We start from the raw sequence: 24,627 nt of genomic DNA, 5'->3' as shown, positions 1-24,627 counted from the left end.
CCTGCTACGGCTCCGTAACGGGTTGTTCCGTATCCAGGTCGGACAGGGCGCCGGAAAGCCGCTCCAACACCTGCACGGTCCGCGCGAACTCCTCCTCGCCGAGCGCCTCCGCGAGCCGGGCGGCGACCTCCGCGTGGCCGGGGCTGATCCTGCGGACGGCGGCAAGGCCCTCGTCCGTGGGGCGCAGGAGCTTGGCGCGGCGGTGGGCGGGGTTCGGCACGTACTCCGCGAGGCCGCGCCGCACGAGGAGGTCGGCGACGCGCTGCACGCTCTGCCGGGTGATGCCCATCGCGCGGGCGATCCCGGCGACGGGCAGGGGCTCGCGCAGGACGGCGCCGAGCACCTGCCACCAGGCGGCGGTGAGACCGCCGGGCTTGGCCAACTCATCTGCCACGGAGAGGAGTTGGCCGTTGAGCCGGAAGACGCCGAGGGCGGTGCGGGAGAACAGGTCCTGCTGCTCCCGCACCTCGTCCGCCGGGTTCTGCTCGGTGCTCACGATTCCAGCACCTCGTACGCGGACGCGTCCGAGTCGTGGAACAGCCGGTACCAGGCGTCCAGCTTTTCGCCCTCGAAGGCGCCGAGCCGCCCGAGGATCTCCCGGGCGAAGGCCACGGGCTCGGTCGGCCCCGCCGTGGTCAGCCCGCCGTCCGTGACGGCGTCGACGTCCACGTACCGCTCGCCGCCCTTGTATCCGGTGGCCGCGAGGTAGAACGACACCGCGCTGGTGTGGTCGCGCTCGTCGAGCAGGCCCTCGCGGGCGAGCCCGGCGGTGGCCCCGCAGATCGCGGCGACCGGCACGTCCGCGTCGAGGAAGGTGCGGGCCGCGCGGCCGAAGGGGGCGAGGTCGTCGCCCGTGTCCCACAGGTCGGCGCCGGGCAGGATCAGCAGCGCGCTGTCCTCGGGCCGCAGGTCGGCGAGGGTCAGGTCGGGCTGGATGCGGACGCCGCCCGAGGTCGTGACCGGGTCGAGGGACCCCGCGGCGACGGTGCGGATCTCGTACCCGGCGCGGGCGAGGTACGCGGTGGCGTATCCGGGCTCCCAGTCGGCGAGCGTGTCGTAAACGGCGAGGTGCACGGGCTTCGGCTTGCGGGTCATGACTGCCTCCACTGGATGTGGGCGGGGTGCCGCTGAGCGCTTATGTGAACATGCTGTCAAATCGACAGCATGCTGTCAAGGGATACCGAGTGGGCGCCGCGCTCGTTAACTCCCGCCAGGGGCGGCCTTAACCCGCCGTTCCCTAGCGTCCTGGTCATGGACAGCGCAGAGAACCTCGGACAGATGGCCGCCCACCTCGGCCTCGACCTGGTGGCCGTGACCCTCCTGACCTTCGGGGTCTTCTATCCACGGCATCGCAGAAGGGAGTTGGTCCCCGCTTACCTCGCCCTGAACGTCGCGCTCTTCGCGGTCGTCTCCGCCCTCGCGAGCGCCGGCGGCAACGGCGGGCTCGCGCTCGGCTTCGGGCTCTTCGGGGTGCTCTCGATCGTGCGGCTCCGCTCGGACGCGGTGCAGCACCAGGAGGTCGCGTACTACTTCATCACCCTGGTCCTCGGCCTCCTCTGCGGTCTTCCGGGCCTGGACCTGCCGGTCGCCGCCGGGCTCGCGGCCGTGCTGCTCCTGGTGATGTACGGCGCCGACCACCCCCGCCTCTTCGCCGGTGACCGGCGCGCGGTCGTCACCCTGGACGCCGTGTACCGCGAGGAGACCGCGCTCCGCGCCGAGCTGGCGCGGCGCCTGGGGGAGCCGCTCGGCTGGACCGTCCAGGAGGTCGACTACGTACGTGACCTGATGGTTCTGGAAGTCCGTTTCCGGCAGCCGGAACCTTCCGAGCGGGCCGGGGAGTTCATACGTACAGCACCACGACGCCGCACGACCCGGTCCCGCACGCCTGCCGTCCCCCACCAGAAGGAGACCGTGTGAACCCCGCCGTACGCGCCATCGGACGGGCCGCGCTCGCCGCGCACCCCATCTCGCTCGACGAGGTCAACGCGCGGGCGGAGCTGCTCGCCCGCTACGACAACAGCTATCTCGTGCCGGTCGAGATCTTCGACGACCTGGCGGCGCTGCTCACGGATCCGCGCCGCGCGTCGGGCCCCTTCCGGGCCCTGAGCATCGGCGGAAAGCGCTGGTTCAGCTACCACTCGACGTACTACGACACCCCTGAACTCCTCACCTACCACCACCACCGGCAGGGCAGGCGGCTGCGCTACCGCATCCGGGAGCGGGTCTACCAGGACAGCGGCGAGCGGCAGTTCGAGATCAAGCTGAAGAGCGGCCGGGGCGAGACGGTCAAGCACCGGCAGCGCCTGGAGGGCGACGACTGTGTGCTCGATGCCGCGCGGCAGGGATTCCTCGCGGGTGTGCTGAGGGGGTCGTACGGCATCGAGGCGCCCGGCGGGCTGACCACGGCGCTCGTCACGGAGTACCAGCGGGCGACCTTCGTGGCCGACGGGCAGCGGATCACGTGTGATGCCGGGCTCGTGGTGCGGGACGTGGCCACGGGGCGGTCGGTAGCGGCGGATTCCGGGCTCGTCCTGGTGGAGACCAAGACGCAGGGTCATCTGACGGAGGCGGACCGGGTCCTTCACCGGTACGGGGTGCGGGCCGCCGAGTTCACGAAGTACTGCGGTGGGTTCGCCGCGCTGCGGCCGGAGTTGGGGGTCAACCGGTGGGCTCGGGCGGTGCGGGTCGCGTTTCCGCGGGCCGCGGGGGTGCCTTCGGGAAGGTGAGGGTGACTCGCGTGCCGCGGGTGGCGTCGGAGGCGATGGCGAAGGTGCCGCCCGCGTCCTCGGCGGTCCGGCGGGCGATGTCCAGGCCGAGGCCCGTGGAGCCGCCGCCGCTGGTGCCGCGTTCCGCGGCGTAGGTCGGGGGGAGGCCGGGGCCTTCGTCGGCGACGGTGAGCTCGGCGTTCCCCTCCGGGGTGGTGCGGACGGTGATGCGGAACGGGGTGCCCTGGGGGGTGTGGTCGAGGACGTTGCCGATGAGGGCGTCGATGGCCGCGGTGAGGTCGTCCTCGGGGACGGGGACGGGACTCGGTTCGTCTTGGGCCGATGTCTCCGTCGTACGACCCTGATCCTCCGCCAACGGCAGCCAGAACTCGGCGCGTTCGCGTGCCACGCCCGCCAGGTCCGCGTACGGGGCGTCGCGCAGTGGGCGGCGGGCCTTGCGGATCACGTCGTCGACGCTGCGTTCGAGGGCGGCGACGTCCGCGGCGATGCGGTTCGCCTCCTCCGTGTCGCGGAGGGTCTCGGCGTCCAGGCGGAGGGCGGCGACGGGGGTGCGGAGGCGGTGGGCGAGGTCGGCGGCGTTCTCGCGTTCGGCGGTGAGGAGTTCGTCGATGCGGGTGGCGAGGTGGTTCAGCTGGCCCGCGACCAGGCGTAGTTCGGGCGGGCCCTCGGGGGTGGCGCGTGCGGTGAGGTCGCCTGCGGCCAGGCGGTCCGCGGTGCGGGCGAGGCGGCGGGTGGCGCCGACGAGGCGCGCCCCCAGGCGGTCGGCGAGGAGCAGCCCGATGAGTACGAGGCCGACCCCGATCCCGGCGAGCACGAGCCAGGACGTCATGGTGCCCGCGTACAACTGACGCTCGGTGAGCGTGACTTGGACGACTGCCGTGCCGTCGGCGGCGCCCTGGACGGGGACGAGGACCAGGCGGCCGCCGGTGGAGGGCTCGTAGGTGAAGGCGCGGCCGGTGCGGGCGAGACGGATGGCGTCCGTGATGCGGGGGGTCTGTTTGTTTTGAGGGCTCGGTCCGATGGCGGTGCCGTCGGCGAGGATGAGTGAAGTGGTCGGCAGATTCTGGGTGTTGACGCTCTCGACGGTCTGTTCGGCGGTCTCGCGCTCGTCCGGGGTGGCGAGGGCGGGGCCGATGGCGTGCGCCACCCACTGGGCTCGGGCGGTGGCCTCGGCGGTGGTGCGGTCGGCGGCGTGGGTGCGGGTGAGGAGGGTGAGGGGGACGAGGAGGGCGGTCAGTACGAGGGCGGTGGTGGCGGCGGTGAGGAGGAGGAGGCTGCGTCGCATCAGCTGGCCCCTGGGCCTTGGGGGGTGTCTTGGGGGGAGGGTTCCTCTTCCCCGGGGTGGTGCGCCTCGTTGCCGTTGTGGGGCGGGGCCGCGCCGGTATGTCCGTCCTCGCTATCGTCCGGTGGCCGCGGAGTTGCTGCGGCGGGGGAGTCCTGCGAGCCGTGCTCCGGGCGGACATACCGGCCCGTCCCCTCGCGTGCGTCGCGCGGCTGCGGGAGCGTGGGGGCCGGGGCGTCGTCGGGTGCCGTGAGCTTTACGCCCACCGTGCGGACGGTGTGGAGGTAGCGGGGGGTCTGGGCCGTCTCGCCGAGTTTCCTGCGGAGCCAGGAGAGGTGGACGTCGACCGTCTTGTCGGCGCCGCCCAGGGGCTGTTGCCACACCTCGGCGAGGAGTTCGCGGCGCGAGACGACCTGGCCGGGGCGGTGGGCGAGGTAGGCGAGGAGGTCGAACTCGCGGGGGGTGAGGTCCAGGGGGCGCTCGTCCAGGGTGACTTCGCGTGAGGCGGGGTCGATGGCCAGACCTCCGACGCGCAGGGGCTCTTCCGCGGCCTCGGTCGCGCCGAGGCGGCGCAGGACGGCCTTGATGCGGGCGTCGAGCTGGGCGGCGCCGAACGGCTTGACGATGTAGTCGTCGGCGCCGTCTTCGAGGATCGCCACCATCTCGGGTTCGTCGTCGCGCGCGGTCGCGACGATGACGGGTACGTCGCTGACGGCGCGGAGCATGCGCAGGATCTGGGCGCCGTCGACGTCAGGGAGCCCCAGGTCGAGTACGACGAGGTCGGGGTGGGTCGTCACAGCGGCGTCCAGGCCGGCCATGCCGCCTGGTGCGGTGGCGACGGCGTGCCCTTTGTCGCGCAGGGCGCGCACGAGGGCGCCGCGCAGCTGGGGATCGTCCTCCACGACGAGAAGATGGGCCATACATCCACCGTAGTCAGGTGCTTTGGGCAGCCCTTAACCGGGCGTTAGGAAACTGTGCGGCACAGTGGCCGGATGAGGAAGTGGCGGAGCGCGGTGGTGACCGCGGCATGGGTGGGAGTGGGGACGGCTGCGGGGGCGCTCGGCGCTTGGCAGTTGGCTACTTCGGACAGCGGCGGCGCGGCACACAGCCGTCCCCTGGACGAGGGCGCGGTGGAGAGGGCGTTGGCGGCGACGTCGGCTTCGCCACCGGCCTTCTCCCGACCCGCGTCGCCTTCGCCGTCCGCGACACCCTCAAAGACGCCCCCCGACCGCTCCACCCTGCGGTTCACGGGCGGGACGGCGACGGTCGAGTGCAGGGACGACGGGACGGTCTACCTCGTCTCGTGGAGCCCGGCGGACGGCTTCCACATTGACGACGACGTGGAACGGGGCCCGGGCCCGGTGGCCCGCCTCGAAGCAGAGCCGAGCGACGACGACGAGCAGGAGGACCTGCCGTACGAGATCCGCTGCGGGCAGGGCGGGGAGCCGAGGGCGGGGGTAGTGGCGGACGCGGACGATTGATCCAGCCCGCCCGGCCTTCGGATTTCCAGCCCGGCCGGTGGTTGGTCTTTCAGCCCGTCCGGCGTTTGAGGACGAACTCGGCGAAGCCGGTGATGACGGCAACCAAGGCCCCCGCGCAGCGGGTTTTCGGGAAGGGGCGGGGTTGGGGACAAAACCACGCCCCGGTGCCGCGCCCGGCGGCCCCGACACACTGTCCAGTACCCCCCGCCCCCGCGAAACAGACCGCCCATGTCCCATCCGCATCGTGGACATTTACCCTCGCCCACATGACCCCTCAGCCGAACCCGAACCCCCAGGTCGGCGCCGCCGTCAAGGCGGCGGACCGCGCGCACGTGTTCCACTCCTGGTCCGCACAGGAGCTGATCGACCCCCTCGCCGTAGCCGGCGCCGAGGGCTCGTACTTCTGGGACTACGACGGCAACCGCTACCTCGACTTCACCAGTGGCCTCGTCTTCACCAACATCGGATACCAGCACCCCAAGGTCGTCGCCGCGATTCAGGAGCAGGCGGCGACGATGACGACCTTCGCCCCCGCCTTCGCCGTGGAAGCCCGCTCGGAGGCCGCACGCCTCATCGCCGAGCGGACCCCCGGCGACCTCGACAAGATCTTCTTCACCAACGGCGGCGCGGAGGCCGTGGAGAACGCGACCCGCATGGCGCGTCTGCACACCGGCCGCCCGAAGGTGCTCTCCGCCTACCGCTCGTACCACGGCGCCACCTCCGCCGCGATCAACCTCACCGGCGACCCCCGCCGCTGGCCCTCCGACAACGGCACGGCGGGCGTCGTCCACTTCTGGGCGCCGTTCCTCTACCGCAGCCCCTTCTACGCCGAGAACGAGCAGCAGGAGTGCGAGCGCGCCCTCCAGCACCTCGAGGACACCATCGCCTTCGAGGGCCCGCAGACCATCGCGGCGATCATCCTGGAATCCGTCCCCGGCACGGCAGGCATCATGACCCCGCCGCCCGGCTACCTCTCCGGCGTACGCGAGATCTGCGACCGGCACGGCATCGTCTTCATCCTCGACGAGGTCATGGCGGGCTTCGGCCGCACCGGCAAGTGGTTCGCCGCCGATCACTTCGACGGCGGCATCGTGCCCGATCTGCTCACCTTCGCCAAGGGCGTGAACTCCGGTTACGTCCCGCTCGGCGGTGTCGCGATCTCCTCCGCCATCGCGGAGACGTTCGCCCGCAGGCCCTACCCGGGCGGTCTCACGTACTCCGGCCACCCCCTGGCCTGCGCCGCGGCCGTCGCGACGATCAACGTCATGGAGGACGAGGGCATCGTCGAGAACGCGGCCCGGGTCGGTACGGAGATCATCGCGCCGGCCCTCGCGGAGCTCGCCGAGCGGCACCCGAGCGTGGGCGAGGTCCGCGGCCTGGGCATGTTCTGGGCCCTGGAACTGGTCAAGGACAAGGAGACCCGCGAGCCCCTCGTCCCGTACAACGCCACGGGCGAGGCGAACGCCCCGATGGCCGCGTTCGGCGCCGCCGCGAAGAAGCAGGGCCTGTGGCCCTTCATCAACATGAACCGCACTCATGTGGTCCCCCCGTGCAACATCACGGACACGGAGGCGAAGGAGGGCCTGGCGGCGCTGGACGCGGCGCTGAGCGTGGCGGACGAGCACGTGTCCTGACCCCGGGGCCAGCCGCTCCCAGCACGCCCCTGCGGCCCCGCCCTTTCCGGGACGGGGCCGCCCTTTCTAGGGCGGGGCCGCCCTTTCCAGGACGGCCCTGCCCTTCCCAGGACGGGGCCGGCGCCCTTCCCAGGACGGCCCTGCCCTTCCCAGGACGGCCCTGCCCTTCCCAGGACGGCCCCGCCCTTCCCAGGACGGGGCCGCCCTGGCCCCCAGGGCTCCGGCCCGCCACCACCCAGGACCGCCGCTTCGCGGCGGATCACCCCCACCCGCCCACCCATCACCCTGCGGCGCATCCCACCCCCACCCCCCCCATGCCCCACGGGGCAATCGGGTGGGTGGGCGGGAAAGGATCCGCCGCGAAGCGGCGGCACGAGCGGAGACGGCGCCGCACCTGACTACGGACGGTGGCCGCACCCGACCACGGACGGTGGCCGCACCTGAAGAGGAACGGCGCCGCACCTGCAAGACGGCCCCCGGCCCCGGGAACCCCGACCGCGTAGTCTGACGTGCTCGTAAGCAAGACGACCACCAAGGCGCCCCCCGCCAGACCCGGCACGCCAGACACTCCCGAGGGAACCCAGATGCCCGGCACCGACGGCACCGCCGTCATCCGCAGCACTCTGCGCCAGCAGATCGCCGACGCGCTGCGCGACGAGATCCTCGGCGGCCGTCTGGAGCCCGGCCAGGAGTTCACGGTCAAGGAGATCGCCGAGCAGTACGGCGTCTCCGCGACCCCGGTCCGCGAGGCCCTGGTGAACCTCGCGGCGCAGGGCCTCCTCGACGCCGACCAGCACCGCGGCTACCGCGTCCACGAGCACTCCCTCGCCGACTACCGCAGCATGCTCCAGGCCCGCGGCCTCGTCGCCGACGGAATCTTCCGCGACCTCATCAAGAACGGCACCCCGCTGGGACCCAGGCCCCAGAAGGAAGCCTCCGACGCGCTCATCTCCGTACGCCGCCGTGGCGAGGAAGCCGCACGCGCCGCCTGCGCGGGCGACCTGAACGTCCTCATCGGCTACGACCTGCGCTTCTGGCGCGAGCTCAGCGCCCTCTTCGGCAACCCCTACCTCTCGGACTTCCTGCACCGCATCCGCGTCCAGTCCTGGGTCTGCGCCGTCACCTACCTCCGCCGCGCCGTCGAACACGGCGACGGCGACCTGCGCGGCACCCTCTGGGCCCGGCACACCGAGCTCGTCGACGCCCTCGCGCACCGCGACCCCAAGGCCGCGCACGCCATCGTCGAGGAGTACAACGCCCACTCCCTCGCCCTCATCGAGCGGCTGGCCGCTGCATGAGTGTGGATCTGACCGTCGTCGTCCCCGCCTACAACGAGGAGCGGCGCCTGGCTCCCACGCTGGCCGCGATCCGGGCGTACCTGGAGGACGGGCCCGAAGGAGGCGACCGCGGCACCCGGTGGGAGCTGATCGTCGTGGACGACGGCTCGACCGACGGCACCCTCGACATCGCGGCCGACGCCGAGGCCGCCGACGGCCGCGTCCAGCTCATCCACTCCGACCGCAACCTCGGCAAGGGCCACGCCCTGCGCCTCGGCGTCCTCGCCTCGCGCGGCGACCGCGTCCTGATCACCGACGCCGATCTGGCCACCCCCATCGAGGAACTGGAGTGCCTCGACAAGGCGCTCGCCGACGGCCACGCGGCGGCGATCGGCTCCCGCGCCCGCCCCGGCGCGACGATCGAGAGCCGCCAGCACCGCCTGCGCGAACTCCTGGGGCGTACCGGCAACTTCCTGATACGAACGGTCGCCGTCCCCGGAGTCCGCGACACCCAGTGCGGCTTCAAGCTCTTCGACGGCGACCGTGTCCGTGAGGCCTTCGCCGCGTCCCGCCTGCGCGGCTGGGGGATCGACGTCGAGATACTGCAGTACTTCCGCCGCGCCGGCTGGCCGGTCGCCGAGGTGCCGGTGCGCTGGGCGCACCAGGAGGGCTCGAAGGTCCGCCCGGTCGACTACGCGCTGGTCCTGGCCGAACTGACCTCGCTCAAGGTCCGCACCATCCGCCCGAAGGACGTGCTCGTCGCGGCGCTCTTCCTGGCCATGGCCGTCACCCTCTACTCGGGCCGCTGGATCGCACCGGGCGACCGCTATCTCCCCGACTCCCTCCAGGACCAGAATCAATGGGAGTGGTTCTTCGCGGTGACGGCGGACAACGTCCGCCACCTCCAGAACCCCCTGTTCACGACCCTCCAGAACCAACCCGACGGCGTGAACCTCATGGCCAACACGGTCATGCTCGGCCTCTCCGTCCCCTTCGCCCCCGTGACCTGGCTCTTCGGCCCGGCGGTCGCCCTGAACGCGGCGATGACGCTGGGCCTCGCCGCGACCGGGGTCGCCTGGTACTGGCTGATCCTCAGGCGTCTCGTACGGCACCGGGGCGCGGCGGCCGTCGGCGCGGCACTCGCCGCCTTCGCGCCACCGATGATCAGCCACGCCCACGCGCACCCGAACTTCATGGTCCTGTTCATGATCCCGCTGATCATCGACAGGGCGCTGCGGCTCTGCGAGACGCGGGGCCGGGGCCAGGGCCGGGGCCGGGGCGAAGGCACGAGTGTCGTACGCGACGGGGTCGTCCTCGGGCTCTTCACGACGTACCAGATCTTCCTCGGCGAGGAACCGCTGCTGCTCGCGGCGCTCGGCATGCTGCTGTTCGCGGCGGCGTACGGCCTGGTGCGCAGGGATGTCGCGAGGGAGGTGTTCCGGCCCCTGGCGCGCGGCCTCGGGGTGGCGGTGGCCGTCACCGTCCCGCTGGTCGCCTTCCCGCTCTACTGGCAGTTCTTCGGGCCGCAGAGCTACACGAGCGTGCTGCACGGCGACAACGCGGGCAACAGCCCGCTCGCGCTCCTCTCCTTCGCCGAACGCTCGCTCGCGGGCAATGCGGAGACGGCATCCGCCCTCTCCGCGAACCCCACCGAGCAGAACGCCTTCTACGGCTGGCCCCTGGCCGCGCTCGCCTTCGCGATCGTCGTACGGCTCTGGGAGCGGGCGGTGGTGAAGGCGCTGGCCTTCACGGTCCTCGCGGCGGCGTTCCTCTCGCTGGGCCCGAAGTTCCGCATCCCGCTGACGGACATCGTGCTGCCGGGCCCGTGGGCGGCCCTGGCGCACGCGCCGCTCTTCGAGTCGGTGATCGAGTCGCGGGTGGCGATGGTGTGCGCCCCGGCGCTCGGGATGCTCCTCGCCCTCGCGCTGGCCCGCCTCCTGGCTTCTGCGCGCCGGATGACGGCCGCGCGGTACGCGGGTGTGGCCGCGGTCGCCCTCGCGCTCCTGCCGATCGTGCCGGCGCCGCTGCGGGCGGTGGAGCGGGCACAGGTACCGGCGTTCATCGCCGACGGGGCCTGGCGGAAGTACGTGGGGGAGGGCGAGTCCCTCGTACCGGTACCGCTCCCGGATCCGTCCGGCGCGGAGGCGCTGCACTGGCAGACCACGGCCGACCTGGGCTTCAGCCTCCCCGGCGGCTACTTCAACGGCCCCTGGGGCCCGGACCGGGTCGGCATCTACGGAGCCTCGCCCCGCAACACGTCGAACCTCCTGCGCGACGTCCGCGCGTCGGGCCGCGCACCGCAGATCACGGACGCGTGGCGCAGGGCGGCCCGCGAGGACCTGGCGTACTGGAACGCGGGCGTCCTGGTCCTCGTGCCGCAGGAGCACGACGCCGAACTTCGGGTGACGGTGGAGGAACTCCTTGACCGGCCCGGAAAGTGGGTAGACGGGGTGTGGATCTGGGATCTGCACAAGGGGAGCTAGGGGGCGTCCGCCCGGACTACGCTGCCTGAACGCGAGGAACGTCCGACGTCCGAAATGCCGTCCGCGTATGAGCCTGACCTGAGGAGCACCCTTGGCCTGTGATCTGTGGCTGGTCCCGCTCGTCGACGTGCTGTGCCACAGCCCCGACAATCCCTTCGCGGAGGAGATCGCGGCGTACGACAAGGCGCTGCACGAGGCCGGCCTGCCCCCCGTTCCCGTCTTCGCCTACATGCCGGGCCTGTCCGGGGACGTGGCCCCGGTCGCGGGCTTCGACTACGACGCGCTGCATTTCCTGCGCCGGGCGTATCTCCTCCAGGTCTGCGGCCTCGAGGTCACGCCGGTGGACGAACTGGGCGGGGACTACGAGCAGTTGCTGGAGATGTTCGACACGACGGCCCAGCAGTCGCACCTGGTCTGGCACTACGACCACGCGGGTGCGTACGTCCCTGTCGACTTCCCGGCGCCGTTGTCCAACGACGAACTGCTTGCGGGCGGGGGGCCCTTGGGCTCGGCGCAGGCGCTGCTGCGGGAACTGGAGTTCGTGGCCCCGTCCATCGGCATAGACGCGGCGAATCCTCCGCGCCCGCCGACGCCGCCGGAGGCGCCCACGTCCCTGGAGGAACCGGCGGCCCCGGCTCCCCCGGACGACAGCCCCTTCGCGAGGGAGCGCCACGTGTGGCTGGGCCTGCACGCGGCAACGACGCGGAGCCTGGCCCAAGGCTCAATGATCATCTACAGCTGACCCGGGGCTTCGGCCCCCGGGAGCACGCCCCGCACTTGGCCTGCCGGAACCCGCCTTTCCGCCTCCGGCAGGCCAACCCTCCTCCCACCCACCCCGCACTCCGGGGTGCCCCCCGCGTCGGGCCCGCCCAGCACCGCTCCATCCCGCCCACAGAGCCCGCCCTTCTCCCACCCACCCGCCCCGCGCTCCGGGGTGCCCCCCGCGTCGGGCCCGCCCGGCGGTGTCCCAGCCCGCCCGCAGAGCCCGCCCTTTTCCCACCCGCCCGCCCCGCACCCGGGGGCGACACCCCCCGCGTTGGGCCCGCCCGGCGGTGTTTCAGCCCGTCCGTAGAGCCCGCCCCTTTCCCGCCCGCCCACCCCCCACCCGGTGGGGGACATCTTTCAGCCCGTCCGGCGTTTGAGGACGAACTCGGCGGAGCCGGTGATCGACCGAGCCACGGCGGGGTCTGGGGCGGAGCCCCAGTTTCGGGAAGGGGCGGGATTGGGGATTGCCCCGCAGGGACCGCCTTGACCCGCACCCACCCCACCCCACCCCGCCCCCTCAACGAGGCTCAGGCGGCCGCTGCCGAGGCATGTTGGGCCGAGCCCCCGGCGGCAGAGCGGCCCGGATGGGGAGGACGGCCCCTGCCTCCCCCCGGGAGGCCGGAACCACGGCCTGCATGGCCAACGGCGCGGGACCGGACCGAAACTCCACCATCCAGTCCGCGGTCTCGGACCGCACCAGCTCGGTCACATCCTCCGAGAACCGCCGAAGCACCCCAAGACACCGCTCGGCAGCCTCACTCGCAGTCCCCTCGGTGGGCCCCAGCACCTCCCGCACACTCTCCGACGCCCAGTCGAACTGGAGCACCTGAAGCCGCCGCTGCACGGCCTGCGCGGTGGCCACGTCCCGCATCCACCCGGAGGTCAGCCCGAAGAACCGGTCGCACCCGAGACACGCGACCCCCGCGAGCAACGAGACGAACCCCCAGGTGGCGACGCCCCCCACCGCCCCCGCGAGATCGAGCAGCGGAAACACCCCCGCCCCCACGGCCCCCACCGCGGCCCCGGCCCGAGCGAGCCGCGCCCCGCACCGCTTCCACGCCCGGTCGGACAAGTACCACTCCGCGGTGTTGAGCGCGCCCCGCTCCACCCACCGGTACAGCTCGTCGAGCCGTTCCGCGGGCTCACCCCAGTCGCCGAGGGGAAAGGTCCGCCCCGTCAGATCCCCGAGCCGAGCACCGTCCGCGCCACCGGAAGCGCTCTGCTGCGCACCGGCACCCGCACCGGCACCCGCACCGGCACTCCCACCGGCCCCCGCCCCGGCACCCTGCCCCTCATGGGGCACCCCCTCGGGCTGCATATCCGGCTGGCTCACCCGGCACTCCCTCTACCTCTACGAGATCCCTGACTGTTCCCTGCGGCGGTTCCGTACGGTGCGCGCCCGGTGACAGCTGGTGCTGACGCGACAGATGTCATCTGCTCATGCGCAGCCCCAGTCCTACCGCCCAATGGGTGGCCCTGAGCCCGTTTTCGCGGTATTTCCGCCCGGAAGAGGTGCTTGATCAGGTATAGGAGGACGGCTGATCTCACTCGAAAGAGTGCTGGGGCGAGGGCACCCTCGACCACGTAGGCTCATTCCAGGTGGAAAATCCACCGTAAACACCTCCATGAACAGGAGCTGATCGTGATCCCCGGTGGTGGCCAGCCCAACATGCAGCAGCTGCTCCAGCAGGCCCAGAAGATGCAGCAGGACCTCGCGACCGCGCAGGAGGAGCTCGCGCGCACCGAGGTCGAAGGTCAGGCGGGCGGCGGCCTCGTCAAGGCGACGGTCACCGGCTCCGGCGAGCTGCGCGGCCTCGTGATCGACCCCAAGGCGGTCGACCCGGAGGACACCGAGACTCTCGCCGACCTGGTCGTCGCGGCGGTCCAGGCGGCGAACGAGAACGCGCAGGCGCTCCAGCAGCAGAAGCTGGGCCCGCTCGCGCAGGGCCTGGGCGGCGGAGGCATCCCGGGCCTTCCCTTCTAAGAGGGCCGCAGGCCAACTACCGTACGTATCAAAGCCTGATACTCGGCAAGAGCAGAAAACTGGAAGCAGGAAAGGCACCCCGTGTACGAAGGCGTGGTTCAGGACCTCATCGACGAGTTGGGCAGGCTGCCCGGCGTCGGTCCCAAGAGCGCGCAGCGGATCGCCTTCCACATCCTGCAGGCGGAGCCGACGGACGTACGCCGCCTCGCGCACGCCCTCCTTGAGGTGAAGGACAAGGTCCGCTTCTGCGCGACCTGTGGCAACGTCGCGCAGGAAGAGCTCTGCAACATCTGCCGCGACCCGCGCCGCGACCTCAGCGTCATCTGCGTGGTCGAGGAGCCGAAGGACGTCGTGGCGATCGAGCGTACGCGCGAATTCCGGGGGAAGTACCACGTACTGGGTGGAGCGATCAGCCCCATCGAGGGGGTCGGCCCGGACGACCTGCGTATACGAGAGCTGCTCGCGCGGCTCGCGGACGGCACGGTCACCGAGCTGATCCTCGCCACGGACCCGAACCTGGAGGGCGAGGCCACGGCGACGTACCTCGCGCGCATGATCAAGCCCATGGGCCTGAAGGTCACCCGCCTGGCCAGCGGGCTCCCTGTCGGGGGAGATCTGGAATACGCGGACGAGGTCACCCTGGGCCGCGCCTTCGAGGGGAGACGACTCCTAGATGTCTAAGAAGCAGACAGAGAACGCAGCACAGCCGGAAGCGACAGCCGCCGTCGAGCCGACCGCCGCCGCCGCCGATCCGATCGTCGTCCCTGAGCCGATCATCGCCGCCGAGTCGACGGTCCTCCTGCACGCGTCCGCCCAGGACCCGGACTCCTTCGCCGTGCAGATCTCGGACCAGATCGAGAGCTTCATCGTCGCGGTGACAGAGGTGGCCAAGGGCGACGAGCCGGACTCGGCCGTCCCCTTCCTCCTCCTGGAGGTCTCCCAACTCCTCCTGGCCGGCGGCCGCCTGGGCGCGCACGAGGACATCGTCCCCGACGAGCGCTACGAGCCGGACCTCGGCCCGGAGCGCGACGTCGACGACCTGCGCGAACGCCTGGCCGCCATGCTGGAGCCGATCGACGTCTACTCCGAGGTCTTCGATCCGTACGAGCCCCGCAAGGCCCCGGTGGCCTGCCGCATCTCGGACGACCTGGCGGACGTGGTCGCCGATCTCTCCCACGGCCTTGCGCACTACCGCGCGGGCCGCACCACGGAGGCCCTGTGGTGGTGGCAGTTCTCGTACTTCTCGAACTGGGGCTCCACGGCATCCGGCGCCCTGCGCGCCCTCCAGTCCCTGGTGGCCCACGTCCGGCTGAACCAGCCCCTTGAGGACCTCAACGGCCTGGACACGGACGAGGACCTGGCCGAGGACGCCCTCGCGGAAGCGGCGGGCAAGGTCATGGCGGAGGAGATCGCCGGCCCCCTGGGCCTGCGCTCGGTGCAGTAGACGCCGGCGAGGCGCCGACCTGGCACCGGCTCCGGTCCGGGCCCGACCGCCCGGACCGGACAAGGCCGGTGAAGGATCAGCCCTTCGCGCCCAAGTCACCCGCGCCGCCGCCCGCGCCGCCCGTGCTGCCTGTGCTGCCCGTGCCGCCCGGCCGCAGCTTCCGCCACAGCGACCACGCGGTGGTGGCCCAGGCCCACACGCCGACGACCAGCACGACGACCTTGGTCCAGAACCAGAGGGACGCGGGCTGCGGATCACTGACCAGGTCGAGCCCCCACCAGAGCATGCCCACGGTGAACAGGGCGGTGGGCAGCACCTCGGCCCGTGCCGCGCGCCGCGACTTCCCCGGCCCTTCGCTGAGCCGCAGTGCGTAGACCTCGACGTCACCGAACTCGCCCACGGCGCTCCCGCCCGAGGCGGCGAGATGGTCCCGCGCCTCGGCCACGCAGCGCCGGGCGCTCCCCGCGGACATGCCGTGCCGCCCCCGCAGCAGGGCGGAGAGCCGTGCCAGCCAGGCCTCGTCGTCACTCCGTATCGCCTCGGCAGGCACGGCCCGGCCACGGAACCAGCGCCCGACGGGCTCGGCGGGAACGCGCCATCCCAGCACCCCGAGCAGCGCGCCGACGACGAACAACGAGGGTGCGGGAACGCTCACTTGAGGCCCCCGGGGAATGGCGGTGAACCCCGCGGCGCAGGCCACGACGAGCACAGCGGCGCAGCCCATGGCGACCCGCCCGGCCCGAAGCCGTCCCGCCGCCCGCAGCTCGGGGATGACACCGGTCACCAGGACGACGAGCACGGCGAGCAGCAGCCCGGCCCCACCCGTGGGCCAGCCGACCGGAATCCAGAGCCCGGCACTGGCCCACAACACCACACCGAACAGGGCGACTTGGGCACCGGCCACAAGGAGCGAGCTGGTGAACCGGTCACCGGCGGCGAAGCCCTCGACGTCGACGGAGCTGCGATGGGCCTCGTCGATCCGCTCGGCGGCCACGGCGTCGGCGTACGCGGCGGGATCGCCGAGGACCTCCCGGGCGGGGAGCCCCGCCTCCGCGGTGGTCAGCCGGGCTTCCTCGAGCACCTGCTCGGCGAGCCCGTCGGGCGGTGTGTGCCCCAGCGCCAGGGCGAACTCGAACTCGGCGGCCCACTGCGCGTCGTCGCCGCTGGGCCAGTCGGGCTTCTGTTCCCTGCCGTCCGTACGCATCATCGTGTTCCCCCAGTCCGTGTCGGTCGGCCTTCCGGCCCTTCTGGCTTCCCCGACGCTTCCGTCGAGCCTTCGGTGCCACCGGCCAAGGCGGCGCCACCGGTGTCGCCGGCGCCACCGGCCAAGGCGGTCACCACGCCGTCGAAGTGGCGCCAGGCGCGATATTCGACGGTCAGCCGCTCGCGGCCCGCGTCGGTGAGGCTGTAGTACTTCCGCCCGGGGCCGCCCTCGCCCGCGCTCCAGCGGATGTCGACGGCGCCTTCCTCTTCCAGCCTGGTCAGGGCCGGATAGAGGGTCGCCGCCTTGGCGTTGGCCAGCCCGGCCGCGCCCAGCTCCTGAAGCAGTGCGTACCCATAGCTCTCGCCCCGCTCCAACATTCCGAGCAGGCACAGCGGCAGCGCCGCACGCAGCCACGCGGAACTGACATCCGCCATCTGACCCGCCTCCCCGACTAGTTGAGTTTTTAGAATAGTCGAGGACTCGGACATCTGCCAGCCCCCAAGTGAGCCGCCGGGCTCCCTCCCGCAGAGGCCGGGCTCCCTCCTGCGGAAGTGCAGCCACAAAAGTGCAGAACCTGTGACCCGCCCCACTTTCCGGAGTGCTCCACTCCCCAGCGGGCATGTGCCAAGCCGAGCGGTCGAAACGTACGCCCCGAGCAGCGGGCGCGTATGCCGGCGGATGATCACGTAGTGGGCGGGACATCTCACCATGTGATATCGGCGAGGCGAATTTCGGCCGCTCGTTAGACTGAGCCGACCGCAGCAGTGCGGTAAGAGACGGACTGAGCGAGGAGCGCACGTGAGCCTTGTCGTGCAGAAGTACGGAGGCTCCTCCGTAGCCGATGCCGAGGGCATCAAGCGGGTCGCCAAGAGGATTGTCGACGCCAAGAAGAACGGCCATCAGGTCGTTGTCGTGGTGTCCGCCATGGGTGACACGACGGATGAGTTGATCGATCTTGCCGGGCAGGTATCCCCGATTCCTGCCGGGCGTGAATTCGACATGCTGCTGACCGCCGGGGAGCGGATCTCCATGGCACTCCTTGCCATGGCGATCAAAAACCTGGGTCACGCGGCCCAGTCGTTCACGGGCAGCCAGGCCGGTGTCATCACCGACTCCGTCCACAACAAAGCGCGGATCATCGATGTCACGCCGGGCCGCATCCGGGCCTCGATCGACGAGGGCAACATCGCCATCGTCGCCGGGTTCCAGGGCGTCAGCCAGGAGGGCAAGAACATCACCACGCTTGGTCGTGGTGGATCCGACACGACCGCTGTCGCCCTCGCGGCCGCGCTCGACGCGGAGGTCTGCGAGATCTACACGGACGTGGACGGCGTTTTCACCGCCGACCCCCGTGTGGTGAAGAAGGCCCAGAAGATCGACTGGATCTCGTTCGAGGACATGCTGGAGCTCGCGAGCTCCGGGTCCAAGGTGCTGCTCCACCGCTGTGTGGAGTACGCCCGTCGTTACAACATCCCGATCCACGTCAGGTCGTCCTTCAGTGGACTTCAGGGCACGTGGGTCAGCAACGAACCGCAAGGGGACCGCAAGGTGGAGCAGGCCATCATCTCCGGTGTCGCGCACGACACCTCGGAGGCCAAGATCACGGTCGTCGGCGTGCCGGACAAGCCGGGTGAGGCCGCCTCGATCTTCCGCGCCATCGCGGACTCCGGGGTCAACATCGACATGATCGTGCAGAACGTGTCGGCAGCCTCGACCGGGCTCACGGACATCTCGTTCACGCTGCCCAAGGCCGAGGGCCGCAAGGCGATCGACGCTCTTGAGAAGACGCGCTCGGCGATCGGCTTCGACTCCCTTCGCTACGACGACCAGATCGCCAAGATCTCGCTGGTCGGCGCGGGCATGAAGACGAACCCCGGCGTCACGGCCGCCTTCTTCGAGGCGCTCAGCGACGCGGGCGTGAACATCGAGCTGATCTCGACCTCCGAGATCCGCATCTCGGTCGTGACCCGCGCCGATGACGCGAACGAGTCCGTCCGCGCCGTGCACACCGCCTTCGGCCTCGACTCCGACACGGACGAGGCCGTGGTCTATGGAGGCACCGGGCGATGACCGGAAAGCCGACGCTCGCGGTCGTCGGAGCGACCGGGGCCGTCGGCGCGGTCATGCTCCAGATCCTGTCGCAGCACGCCGACATCTGGGGCGAGATCCGACTCGTCGCCTCACCGCGCTCGGCCGGCAGGAAGCTGGCCGTGCGCGGTGAGGAGGTCGAGGTCGTCGCGCTGAGCGAGGACGTCTTCGACGGCGTCGACGTGGCGATGTTCGACGTGCCCGACGAGGTCAGCGCGCAGTGGGCTCCCATCGCCGCGTCCAAGGGCGTCGTGGTGGTCGACAACTCCGCCGCTTTCCGGATGGCCCCGGACGTGCCGCTGGTCGTCCCTGAGGTCAATCCGCATGCCGCGCGCGTACGCCCGCGCGGCATCGTCGCCAACCCCAACTGCACGACCCTGTCGATGATCGTGGCCGTCGGCGCGCTGCATGCCGAGTTCGGCCTGCGCGAGCTGATCGTCTCCTCGTACCAAGCGGTGAGCGGGGCGGGGCGCGACGGCGTGGACACGCTGCGGCGGCAGATGTCGCTGGTGGCGGGCTCGGAGCTGGGCACGAGCCCCGGTGACGTACGACGTGCTGTCGGCGACGACACCGGGCCCTTCCCGGAGCCCGTGGCGCTGAACGTGGTGCCGTGGGCCGGGACGCTGCGGGAAGACGGCTGGTCGTCCGAGGAGATGAAGGTGCGGGACGAGTCCCGCAAGATCCTCGGTCTGCCCGATCTGAAGGTCGCCGCCACGTGCGTACGCGTGCCGGTCGTGACCACCCACTCGCTGACCGTCCACGCGCGCTTCGAGGACGAGGTCACGGTGGACCGCGCTCGCGAGATCCTGGCCACCGCTCCGGGTGTCGTGCTCTTCGACAATCCGGCAGCCGGGGAGTTCCCGACACCCGCCGACGTGGTCGGGACCGACCCCACGTGGGTGGGCCGGGTGCGGCGCGCGCTGGACGATCCGACGGCCCTGGAGCTCTTCGTGTGCGGGGACAACCTGCGCAAGGGGGCCGCGCTGAACACGGCCCAGATCGCGGAGCTGGTGGCGGAGGAGTTCACCTCCTGATGGGGCAGATCGGCCCACCTGATGGGGCAGATCGGTCCACCTGATGTGGGGCAGATCGGTCCAGACCAGGCCTGATCGTGCCTGATCAGGCCCGACCGGGCCCGAATGATCCCCGGGGTGAAAGCGTTTGTGGGATCTGTGTAAGTTCTGTGTCCAACTTGGTGGCCAGGATCGCTTGAACTGGACCATTGCCGCGTTCGAAGATTCGCATTATTCGTCCCCGTCCACTGCAACCGGCAGCTGGGCGGGGCGCGTCTTTGCGATCGCCCTCCCGGGGGCATGACCTGAGCGCTGCGGAAATTGGGCATAGGGGAAGAGCTGGTACGCATGGGGGCATTTGATGCATCGTCACCGACACCGACGATGCCTGCCGCAAACGCGCCGCGCGATGCGTACAACCCTCACGGGGGTAAGCGTGTCCAACAGGCGTGGCAGAGGTACTCGATTTCACAGCGGTTCAGGCGAGGGGCGCGACCCTGCGTCCGCCTCGCCGTCCCCGTGCGCCCGCCGGCATGCCGGTGATCGCCCCCATGCCCACCACGAGATCGGCCCGCATCCCGACGCAGCGCGAGGGCGCTGAGGAGACGATGAGCGCGGGCACCACAGTCGACCACCTGACCGAGACCTACCGCGCCCACTACAGGTCGCTCCTCGGCCTCGCGGCGCTGCTTCTCGACGACACGGCTTCCTGCGAGGACGTCGTGCAGGAGGCGTTCATCCGGGTGCACTCGGCGCGCAAACGCGTCCGGGACCCGGAGAAGACGCTCGCCTATCTGCGGCAGACCGTCGTGAACCTCTCGCGGTCCGCGCTGCGGCGCCGGATCCTCGGTCTGAAGCTGCTCTCGAAGCCGATGCCGGACATGGCGAGCGCCGAGGAGGGTGCGTACGACCTCCTTGAGCGGGACGAACTGATCAAGGCGATGCGCGGTCTCCAGCGCCGCCAGCGCGAGGTCCTGGTCCTGCGGTATTTCGCGGACATGACCGAGGCGCAGGTCGCCGAGACCCTGGGCATATCGCTCGGGTCGGTGAAGGCGTACGGCTCGCGCGGGATCGCGGCTCTGCGGGTCGCCATGGAGGCACCGGCATGAGCAAGCAGGAGTACGGGCGTGAGCGTGATCGCGATGAGAACGCCGAGAACGCCGAGAGCGCTGAGGGTGCCGAGAGCGCCGAGAACGCCGAGTTTGAGCAGCATGCTGGGGACGGAACTGTGAAACACGGTCAGGGCGACGAGCCCACCGGGTCCGAGCGTGAGGCCGGTGCCGAGCCGGACGCTTCGTCGGGTGCCTCGCCCGGCGGCTCGCCGGACTCCGCACCGAGTGCCGCGTCGGATTCCGGATCGGATTCCGCATCGGATTCCGCCTTGGACTCCCTCTTCGGCGGTGAGAGCGGCCCCGACGAGCTGGCGCTGCGCAGGATGATGCGTTCGGCCGTCCAGGAGATCGAGCCGGGGGACCGTGCCCTGGAGCGTCTGCGGCATGCGGTGCCCGCGCGGCGGGCGCGCAAGCGCCAGGCCGTGGTCGGCATGGCCGCCGCCGCGCTCTTCATCGGCACCGCCATCCCCGCTCTCGTGCACGTGACGAACTCCGGCGGCGGCTCGGACGACCGGCCGTCGATCGCGGGCAACAGCGAGCAGACGCAGGGCGGTTCCAGTCAGGGCAAGGGCCCTGACGGCGGAGAGAAGGGCGAGGGCAGCGACTCCGGCCCCTCCAAGTCCAAGGACAAGAAAGATAAGAAGGACAAAAAGGACGGCAAGGGGAAGGGCGAGTCCAGCGGCGGCGCGACCGGTGGCCCCGACCCGTCGGGCACAGAATCCGCCGACTCGCCTGCCTGCACGGCGGACCAGCTCGGCGACGCCGGCGGTAGCGCGGGCGCGGCGGAGGCCGACGGCAAGGTGTACGGCAGCTTCCGCATCTCGAACGTCTCCACCAGCAGCTGCACGGTCAGCGCCGCGGGCAGCGTGACCACGTCGACGACGGGGGCGGCCGACCCCGCGAAGATCGGCGTCGCCGACCATGTGGCGGGCGACGCGGCGACCGGTCTGCCGGACCCGGCCCAGGCCGTCAGCTCGCTGGTCCTCCAGCCGGGGGCCGCGTACGAGGTGAAGTTCGCCTGGGTGCCTTCGGAGGCGTGTCCGACGGACGGCGGCGGCGACCCCTCGCCCGACCCGACTCCGACGGAGGGCAGCGGCGGCGACAGCGGTACGCCGGGCGGTGTCGAGCCCCAGATGGTGCGCGAGGACGGCGGCGTCCTTGACGGCGGAGTGACGGTGTCCCTGACGGCGTCCGCGGGCGCGCCCGCGTCGGGCGCGACGATCGCCAACGCGTGTGCGGGGACGGTCTACAAGACGGGGATGCTGTCGGCGTCGTAGGCGACACCGAGCAGGAACGCGTACGCGTACGCATACGCCGGGCGGGCTGGAAGCATCCAGCCCGCCCGGCGTTTGTGTTCGTGAGCGCCGCGCGGGCTAACTCTCGGGCAAGAGCCCCAGCTCGGCGTCCCGCGCGAACTCCCGCTCCCGCCGGAACAGCCGGAACCACATGAAGACGACGAACCCCGCGAAGACGAACCACTCGCCGGTGTAGCCGAGGTTCTGGAAGGCCTTGAGGTCGAGCCCGGAGTTCTCCGGCGTGGCCGCGGGCACGGCCTTCATCCCGGAGTCGCCCTTCTCCAGGGTGACCCAGGCGTCGTACACATTGCCCTGGACCAGGTTCACAAGGGAGGCCGCGCTGATGGCGCCGAGCTGCCCGTCGGGCAGCCCTCCGGCCGCACTGACCCCGTTCGACCCGGGGCTCTCCGAGGCCTGGAGCGCGCCCGTCACGGTGACCTCGCCGGACGGCGCCGGGGGAGCCTTCGCCGCGCTCGCGTTCCCGGGGAGCCAGCCCCGGACGACGGGCAGGTCCTTGCCGTTGCCGGTGCGCAGGAGCGTCAGGACGTAGTACCCGGACTTGTCGTCCAACTCCCGGTCCGGGACCAGCAGTTGCTTGCCGTACCGCCCTGTCGCGGACGCCCGTTCCCCGGATGTCTCCTGGTCCACGGGGAGCAGCGAGTCCAGCGGCTTGGGCTTCGTCTCCGACGTGGTCGGCGACGCCTGCCGGTCCGCCTGCTTCTGCGCGGCGTCGTGCGCCTCGACGCGGTCCTCGAACCGCCCCAGCTGCCATGACCCCATGAAGATGCAGACGGGGATGGCCAGCAGTACGAAGACGTTGATCCCCCACCAGCGGGGCGTCAGCAGGAACCGGTACACACCCCCACGGTACGGGGGCGCCCGTGGGAGACGGGCCGCGGGGTTGGCGAAGCCGCCCGCCCCGCGGCCACCGCCCGCCCCGCGGCGGGCCGCCCCCGGCTAGCGAAGGTGTCGCTCGGCGAAGTCCAGTTCCAACCGCACCTGCTTGATCCGCTCGTCGACGACGAGCGAGCCGTGCCCCGCGTCGTAGCGATACACCTCGTGCACCGCGTCCCGGGCCTTGAGCCGGTCCACGTAGTTGTCGACCTGGCGGATCGGGCAGCGCGGGTCGTTCACGCCCGCCGAGATGTAGACCGGCGCCTTCACCGCGTCCACGTACGTCAGCGGGGACGAGGCCTCGAAGCGCTCCGGGACCTCCTCGGGCGTACCGCCCAGGAGCGTGCGGTCCATGGCCTTCAGGGCCTCCATCTCGTCGTGGTACGCCGTCACGTAGTCCGCGACCGGTACCGCGGCGAGGCCCACCGCCCAGGCGTCGGGCTGGGTGCCGACGCCGAGCAGCGTGAGATACCCGCCCCAGGAGCCGCCGGCCAGGACGATGCGGTCCGGGTCCGCGAGGCCCGACGTCACCGCCCACTCCCGGACCGCGGCGATGTCCTCCAGCTCGATCAGGCCGACCCGGTGCTTGAGCGCGTCCGTCCACTCCCGGCCGTACCCCGTCGAGCCGCGGTAGTTGACCCGCACCACCGCATACCCGTGGTCGACCCAGGCCGCCGGGCCCGCGGCGAACGCGTCGCTGTCGTGCCACGTCGGGCCGCCGTGGATCTCGAAGATGGTGGGCAGGGGGCCGCTCGCGTCGGCCGGCTTCTGCACGAGGGCGTGGACCCGGCCGCCGGGTCCCTCCACCCACACGTCCTCCACCGGCACGGAGGCCGGGGCCTTCATGCCCGGCGGGTCGAGCACGACGCCGCCCGTCGTGGAGCGCACCACCGGCGGCTCGGCGGCCGACGACCACAGGTACTCCACGCTGCCGTCGGGCCGTGCGGTCGCCCCCGACACCGACCCGGCGGGAGTGTCGACCCTGACGAGATCACCCGAGGCGAATCCGTACCGGAACAGCTCGCTGCGCGCCTCGAAGCTGTGCTCGATGAGCAGGGCGGAGCCGTCCGGATACCACTCGGCGCTGACGTCCCCCGGCAGGTCGAGCGCCAGGTCCGTCTCCTCGCCCGACGCGACGTCCCACACCATCGGCTCCCAGCGGCCGCGCCGCTGATGCCCGACGAGCAGCCGCGTGTCCCCGTCGACCGGCGCGAAGCCGAGGACCTCGAGGCCCAGCTCGACCGTGCCGCCCTTGGTGTCGTCCAGCTCGGCGACCGTGGAGCCGTCCGGCCTGACCACCCGGAGGGTGGAGTGCATCGCGTCGCCGTGCTCCGTGTGCTCGACGGCGATCAGCGAGCCGTCGTGGGAGAGGTCGCCGACGCCGGCGGACTCGCGGTGGCGGTAGATCTCGACGGGGCCGGCGCCCGGGGAACGTACGACATGGATCGTCGAGCCCTCGTCGTCCGTCGAGCGGCCGACGACCGCCATCCGCCCGTCGCGCGCGAGGGCGAGGCCCGACGGATACGAGGCTTCGAGTCCCGCCACCGCGGGCTCGTCGCTGCCGCCGCCCGCGAAGGGCTGGCGCATCCATACGCCGAATTCGTCGCCGTCCGTGTCGTTGAACCACCAGATCCATTCGCCGTCCGGCGAGAGCAGGCCGTCCGTCGTGCCGTTCGGCCGGTCCGTCACCTGGCGCTGCTCGCCGGTCGCGCGGTCCCATGCGTACAGCTCGTACGTCCCCGTCGCGTTCGACACGAACAGGGACCGGTCGGGGGCGTCCTCCGCCCAGTCGGGCAGCGACACCCGCGGCGCGCGGAAGCGCTTCTCCCAGTCCGGCATCTCCGTGCCCCCGCCCGCGTCGGTCGTCTCCACTGCACCCGCACCCAAGTCGCTCATGGACCCCATAGTGCACGCCCCGGCCGACAATCCGCTGGCGAGGGTCCCC

General features: G+C 71.5%; 22 protein-coding genes and 1 pseudogene. 14 read left to right on the top strand and 9 right to left on the bottom strand.

The features are described 5' to 3' along the window. Positions 1 to 4 precede the first annotated feature (4 nt). Both M4V62_RS20700 and M4V62_RS20695 read right to left on the bottom strand, forming a co-directional pair. Positions 5 to 496, bottom strand: coding sequence for a MarR family winged helix-turn-helix transcriptional regulator (locus M4V62_RS20700; protein WP_249588733.1), 492 nt, complete (start codon positions 494 to 496; stop codon positions 5 to 7). Beyond that, positions 493 to 1,095 carry a DJ-1/PfpI family protein gene (locus M4V62_RS20695; RefSeq protein WP_249588732.1) on the bottom strand — a complete coding sequence of 201 codons (603 nt, stop codon included), beginning with the start codon at positions 1,093 to 1,095 and terminating at the stop codon, positions 493 to 495. The genes M4V62_RS20700 and M4V62_RS20695 overlap by 4 nt, the downstream gene beginning before the upstream one ends. Positions 1,096 to 1,251: 156 nt before the next feature. Between M4V62_RS20695 and M4V62_RS20690 the strand changes: the two genes are divergently transcribed. Then, entirely contained in the window at positions 1,252 to 1,917 is a 666-nt protein-coding gene (locus M4V62_RS20690; protein ID WP_249588731.1) for a DUF4956 domain-containing protein, read from the top strand. Further along, positions 1,914 to 2,726, top strand: a complete 813-nt coding sequence (locus M4V62_RS20685; protein ID WP_249588730.1) for a VTC domain-containing protein — start codon at positions 1,914 to 1,916, stop codon at positions 2,724 to 2,726. Before M4V62_RS20690 ends, M4V62_RS20685 begins: the two co-directional genes overlap by 4 nt. Here M4V62_RS20685 and M4V62_RS20680 read toward each other — a convergent pair. Then, a complete protein-coding gene (locus M4V62_RS20680; protein WP_283779099.1) occupies positions 2,659 to 4,011 on the bottom strand; it encodes a sensor histidine kinase in 1,353 nt (450 codons plus the stop codon). The genes M4V62_RS20685 and M4V62_RS20680 overlap by 68 nt on opposite strands. 224 nt (positions 4,012 to 4,235) lie before the next feature. Beyond that, positions 4,236 to 4,928 (bottom strand): annotated as a pseudogene (locus M4V62_RS20675) (response regulator transcription factor); the annotation flags it as partial. A gap of 72 nt (positions 4,929 to 5,000) precedes the next feature. Between M4V62_RS20675 and M4V62_RS20670 the strand changes: the two are divergent. The 5 genes from M4V62_RS20670 (at position 5,001) to M4V62_RS20650 (ending at position 11,625) form a co-directional block, all read left to right on the top strand. Then, positions 5,001 to 5,489, top strand: coding sequence for a hypothetical protein (locus tag M4V62_RS20670; RefSeq protein WP_249588729.1), 489 nt, complete (start codon positions 5,001 to 5,003; stop codon positions 5,487 to 5,489). Between the two features lie 266 nt (positions 5,490 to 5,755). Next, entirely contained in the window at positions 5,756 to 7,123 is a 1,368-nt protein-coding gene (locus M4V62_RS20665; protein ID WP_249588728.1) for an aspartate aminotransferase family protein, read from the top strand. Positions 7,124 to 7,707: 584 nt separating this feature from the next. Beyond that, complete coding sequence (locus M4V62_RS20660; RefSeq protein WP_249588727.1) at positions 7,708 to 8,421, top strand: GntR family transcriptional regulator; 714 nt, start codon at positions 7,708 to 7,710, stop codon at positions 8,419 to 8,421. Beyond that, entirely contained in the window at positions 8,418 to 10,883 is a 2,466-nt protein-coding gene (locus M4V62_RS20655) for a dolichyl-phosphate beta-glucosyltransferase (RefSeq protein ID WP_249588726.1), read from the top strand. Before M4V62_RS20660 ends, M4V62_RS20655 begins: the two co-directional genes overlap by 4 nt. A 91-nt stretch (positions 10,884 to 10,974) precedes the next feature. Beyond that, positions 10,975 to 11,625, top strand: coding sequence for a hypothetical protein (locus tag M4V62_RS20650; RefSeq protein ID WP_249588725.1), 651 nt, complete (start codon positions 10,975 to 10,977; stop codon positions 11,623 to 11,625). A gap of 540 nt (positions 11,626 to 12,165) precedes the next feature. Here the strand turns inward: M4V62_RS20650 and M4V62_RS20645 are convergent. Continuing rightward, positions 12,166 to 12,981 (bottom strand): SLATT domain-containing protein, encoded by an 816-nt coding sequence (locus M4V62_RS20645; RefSeq protein ID WP_249588724.1) that lies wholly within the window; start codon positions 12,979 to 12,981, stop codon positions 12,166 to 12,168. 309 nt (positions 12,982 to 13,290) lie between these two features. On the opposite strand from M4V62_RS20645, the gene M4V62_RS20640 reads away from it, so the two are divergent. The 3 genes from M4V62_RS20640 to M4V62_RS20630 all read left to right on the top strand — a co-directional run bounded on the left by M4V62_RS20640 (position 13,291) and on the right by M4V62_RS20630 (position 15,076). Further along, positions 13,291 to 13,632 (top strand): YbaB/EbfC family nucleoid-associated protein, encoded by a 342-nt coding sequence (locus M4V62_RS20640; RefSeq protein ID WP_160506267.1) that lies wholly within the window; start codon positions 13,291 to 13,293, stop codon positions 13,630 to 13,632. An 81-nt stretch (positions 13,633 to 13,713) separates the two neighbouring features. Further along, on the top strand, positions 13,714 to 14,313 hold the full coding sequence (recR, locus tag M4V62_RS20635) for a recombination mediator RecR (protein ID WP_030781910.1): 600 nt from the start codon (positions 13,714 to 13,716) through the stop codon (positions 14,311 to 14,313). Continuing rightward, positions 14,306 to 15,076: a DUF5063 domain-containing protein gene (locus M4V62_RS20630; protein WP_249588723.1), complete on the top strand. Its 771-nt coding sequence runs from the start codon at positions 14,306 to 14,308 to the stop codon at positions 15,074 to 15,076. The genes recR and M4V62_RS20630 overlap by 8 nt, the downstream gene beginning before the upstream one ends. Positions 15,077 to 15,152: 76 nt before the next feature. Here the strand turns inward: M4V62_RS20630 and M4V62_RS20625 are convergent, their stop codons facing one another. Together M4V62_RS20625 and M4V62_RS20620 are read right to left on the bottom strand one after the other, a co-directional pair. Next, positions 15,153 to 16,283 (bottom strand): hypothetical protein, encoded by a 1,131-nt coding sequence (locus M4V62_RS20625; RefSeq protein WP_249588722.1) that lies wholly within the window; start codon positions 16,281 to 16,283, stop codon positions 15,153 to 15,155. Beyond that, positions 16,280 to 16,714: a PadR family transcriptional regulator gene (locus M4V62_RS20620; RefSeq protein ID WP_249588721.1), complete on the bottom strand. Its 435-nt coding sequence runs from the start codon at positions 16,712 to 16,714 to the stop codon at positions 16,280 to 16,282. The genes M4V62_RS20625 and M4V62_RS20620 overlap by 4 nt, the downstream gene beginning before the upstream one ends. 364 nt (positions 16,715 to 17,078) lie before the next feature. Here M4V62_RS20620 and M4V62_RS20615 point away from each other — a divergent pair, with 364 nt between their 5' ends. From M4V62_RS20615 to M4V62_RS20600, 4 genes are all read left to right on the top strand, one after another. Then, a complete protein-coding gene (locus M4V62_RS20615; RefSeq protein ID WP_249588720.1) occupies positions 17,079 to 18,350 on the top strand; it encodes an aspartate kinase in 1,272 nt (423 codons plus the stop codon). Then, a complete protein-coding gene (locus M4V62_RS20610; protein WP_249588719.1) occupies positions 18,347 to 19,402 on the top strand; it encodes an aspartate-semialdehyde dehydrogenase in 1,056 nt (351 codons plus the stop codon). The genes M4V62_RS20615 and M4V62_RS20610 overlap by 4 nt, the downstream gene beginning before the upstream one ends. Before the next feature lie 428 nt (positions 19,403 to 19,830). Beyond that, the gene (locus M4V62_RS20605) at positions 19,831 to 20,490 is read left to right on the top strand and encodes a SigE family RNA polymerase sigma factor (protein ID WP_249588718.1); all 660 of its coding nucleotides are present in this window, start codon (positions 19,831 to 19,833) and stop codon (positions 20,488 to 20,490) included. After that, positions 20,487 to 21,770, top strand: coding sequence for a hypothetical protein (locus M4V62_RS20600; protein ID WP_249588717.1), 1,284 nt, complete (start codon positions 20,487 to 20,489; stop codon positions 21,768 to 21,770). The genes M4V62_RS20605 and M4V62_RS20600 overlap by 4 nt, the downstream gene beginning before the upstream one ends. Before the next feature lie 96 nt (positions 21,771 to 21,866). On the opposite strand, the gene M4V62_RS20595 is transcribed toward M4V62_RS20600, so the two are convergent. Together M4V62_RS20595 and M4V62_RS20590 are read right to left on the bottom strand one after the other, a co-directional pair. Further along, positions 21,867 to 22,646, bottom strand: coding sequence for an SURF1 family protein (locus tag M4V62_RS20595; protein ID WP_249588716.1), 780 nt, complete (start codon positions 22,644 to 22,646; stop codon positions 21,867 to 21,869). A 99-nt stretch (positions 22,647 to 22,745) separates the two neighbouring features. Beyond that, positions 22,746 to 24,578, bottom strand: a complete 1,833-nt coding sequence (locus tag M4V62_RS20590; RefSeq protein ID WP_249588715.1) for a S9 family peptidase — start codon at positions 24,576 to 24,578, stop codon at positions 22,746 to 22,748. Positions 24,579 to 24,627 lie beyond the last annotated feature (49 nt).

It is taken from the genome of Streptomyces durmitorensis (genome assembly GCF_023498005.1).
In the GTDB taxonomy this organism is placed as follows: domain Bacteria; phylum Actinomycetota; class Actinomycetes; order Streptomycetales; family Streptomycetaceae; genus Streptomyces; species Streptomyces durmitorensis.
The sequence above is the reverse complement of the archived record's forward strand: the minus strand, read 5'-3'. Positions and strand labels throughout refer to the sequence as shown.